The sequence below is a fragment of the Micromonospora sp. NPDC047730 genome (genome assembly GCF_043204765.1).
Classification (GTDB): Bacteria; Actinomycetota; Actinomycetes; order Mycobacteriales; family Micromonosporaceae; genus Micromonospora.
Genome location: NZ_JBIDCU010000067.1, coordinates 1 through 3,316 on the forward strand (window position 1 = coordinate 1; position 3,316 = coordinate 3,316).

The following is a 3,316-nucleotide window of genomic DNA, read 5'->3' on the forward strand; positions in this document are numbered from 1 at the left end:
ACGCCGGGGACGAGGTCGGCTGTGACCACATCGCCGACCTGACCATCCTCACCCCGCTGCCCACCGACCACGACCGCGACCTGCAGATCGTCATCACACCCACCAGCACCGGTGGCGGGTACTCGGCTCGGGTGCACAGCCGTCCCGGTGAGGACTCCGACTGGGTCCTGCACGCCGAGGCCACGCTCACCGGAGACGCCGGCCAGCCCGGCCGGCCTTATCACGGGCCGTGGCCGCCGGAGGGTGCGGTGCCCGTACCGATCGAGCGGTTCTACTCCGCTGCCGCCGACGCCGGCTACGACTACGGGCCCACCTTCCAGAACCTCCGCAACACCTGGCAGCACAACGGCACCCTCTACGCCGACATCACCCTCACCGACACCCACCACGACGACAACGGCGGTCATGCCATTCACCCCGCCCTGCTCGACGCCGCCCTACATCCCCTTTTGCTGGACTACACCGCCACCGGCGGCACACCACGCGTTCCCTTCACCTGGACCGGCGTCACCATCCACAGCACCGGCGCCACCCACGCCCGCGTCACCCTCACCCAACCCACCCCCGACACCGCCACCATCACCCTGCACCACACCGACGGCACCCCCCTGGCCACCATCGACCACCTCCAACTCCGCCCCCTACCCACCCACACCACCCACACCACCACCCTCCTCAACCTGCACTGGCAACCAGTGGTCGCAGAGTCAGCCGACGTTCCCGAGCGTGCGGTCGTCGGCGAGGACCGGCTGGGCATCGGTGGCGCCCGCTACCCCGATGTCGACGCACTCGTGGCCGCCGTCGACTCCGGAATCCAGCCACCGGCCGTGCTTGTGCTGACACCGGATCTCAATGACCACCGCACCGCCCTTACCGACGTCCTCACCACCGTGCAGCAGTTCACGTCCGCGCCCGAGCTGGGCACCGCTCGGCTCGTCGTTCTCGTCACCGACGCCTCGGTCGCTGCCGGAGCGGTCCTCGGGCTCCTGCGGGTGGTGCAGTCGGAACATCCCGGCCGGGTCGTCGTGGCCGAGGTTCCCGAGACCGGCGTGGCGATCGAGTCGATCCTCGGCACCGGATACGACCACGTGCGCGTCCACGAGGACGGAAGCCTCTCCGTGCCGCAGCTCCGGCGCGCCGATCCGCACCGGCTGACCATCCCGGTTTCTGGTGAGTGGCGGTTGGACGCCGACGGCAGCGGGTCGTTGGACGGGATCGTCGTGGAAACCGTGACCGCGGACGTGGTTGGTGCGGGCGAGGTGCGGGTGGCGCCGGTGGCTGCGGGGGTGAATTTTCGTGATGTGTTGGTGGGTCTTGGGGTGTATCCGGGTGGTGGGTCGGTTGGTGTGGAGGGTGCGGGGGTGGTGGTTGAGGTTGGTGTGGGTGTGGGGCATGTGGCGGTTGGTGATCGGGTGTTGGGGTTGTGGTCGGGTGGTTTTGGTTCGTCGACGGTGGTTGATGGTCGGTTGGTGGTGAGGGTTCCGGATGGTTGGTCGATGGAGCAGGCCGCGGGTGTGCCGGTGGTGTGGTTGACGGCGTGGTTGGGGTTGGTGGAGCTTGCGGGGTTGCGGGCTGGTCAGCGGGTGTTGGTTCATGCGGCTGCGGGTGGGGTGGGTATGGCGGCGGTGCAGTTGGCTCGGTGGTTGGGTGCTGAGGTGTGGGCGACGGCGAGTGAGTCGAAGTGGGATCTTGTGGATGTGCCGCGGGAGCGGTTGGCGTCGTCTCGTTCGACGGCGTTCGTGGATGTGTTTCCGGGCGGGTTTGATGTGGTGCTCAACAGCCTGGCGGGTGAGTTCGTGGACGCGTCGGTGGGGTTGTTGCGTCCGGGTGGTGTGTTGCTGGAGATGGGTAAGACCGATGTTCGTGGTGCGGAGGATTTTCCGGGGGTTCGTTACGTCCCGTTCGACATGATTGAGGCGGGGCCGGAGCGGCTTGGTGGGATGCTTCGTCGGCTGATGGAGCTGTTCGGTGATGGCACGCTGACGCCGGTGCCGGTGACTGCGGTGCCGGTGCAGCGGGTTCGGGAGGTGTTGCGGGATCTGGGTGCGGGTCGCACCGTGGGTAAGCAGGTGTTGACGATGCCGGCGCGTCTGGATCCGGATGGCACGGTGTTGATCACTGGTGGCACGGGTGGGCTTGGTGTTGTGGTGGCTGAGCATCTGGTGCGTCGGCATGGGGTGCGGAAGCTTGTTCTGGCCAGCCGTTCCGGTGTGACTGATCGGCTTGCCGGTCTGGACGCCGAGGTGCGGGTCGTGGCGTGTGATGTGACCGATCGGGCGGCGTTGGCAGACCTGGTTGGGGGTATCGACCGGCTGACCGGGGTGGTGCATGCCGCTGGTGTCATCGATGACGGCACGATCGAGGCCCTGACTCCGCAACGCCTCGAGGCTGTTCTGGCGCCGAAGCTGCAGGCCGCGTTGTGGCTGGACGAGTTGACCCGTGATCGTGAGCTGGCCCTGTTCGTGTTGTTTTCCTCGGTCGCTGGGGTGATCGGTAACCCTGGGCAGGGTAATTACGCCGCTGCGAACGCCGGTCTGGACGCTCTCGCCACGATCCGGCATCGGGCCGGTCTGCCCGCTACCTCCATCGCCTGGGGGCTGTGGGAACACACCACCGGCATGACCGCCCACCTGAAGCACCGCGACCGCGCTCGGCTCGACCGGGCCACCGTCCGAGCCATGCCCACCACCGACGCACTCGCCCTGCTCGACGCCGCGATCGGCGGACACCACCCCGCCGTCATCGCCGCCAACCTCAACCTGACTGGCGACACTCGGGAGTCTGTGCCCGCCATCCTGCGTGGACTCGCCACCGAGACCGCCGGCACCCGCCGCTCGCACCGCCGCGCCGAGCACACCGCCACGGGCGGCGCCCCGGCGACCCCGGGCGAGGAGATGGCCCGACTCGACCCCGCCGATCGGCACCGCATGCTGCTGGGCCTGGTCCGCTCGAACGTCGCCACCGTCCTCGGCTTCGCCACCGGCGACAGCGTTGACGTCGATCGTCCGCTCAAGGAACTCGGCTTCGACTCACTCACCGCCGTCGAGCTGCGTAACCGCCTCGGTCTCGTGGTCGGCACCACGCTGCCGGCGTCCGTGGTCTTCGACCATCCCACGGTGACGGCGCTCGCCGCCCACCTCACCGACCGGCTGGGCGGTACGTCGACCGCCGTCGACCCCGTGCCACCCGCGTCCACGACAACCGCACCCGTCGATGCCCCTCTCGCGATCGTGGGTATGGCGTGTCGTTTTCCGGGTGGGGTGGATTCGCCTGAGGATTTGTGGCGGGTGGTTGTCGAGGGCCGTGATGTCGTCGG

At 68.5% G+C, this 3,316-nt stretch carries 1 protein-coding gene; it reads left to right on the forward strand.

Going from position 1 to position 3,316, the window contains the following annotated elements; genetic code table 11:
• The coding region (locus tag ACGF5G_RS35695) for an SDR family NAD(P)-dependent oxidoreductase (RefSeq protein WP_393271313.1) at positions 1 to 3,316 on the forward strand (3,316 nt) is incomplete at both ends.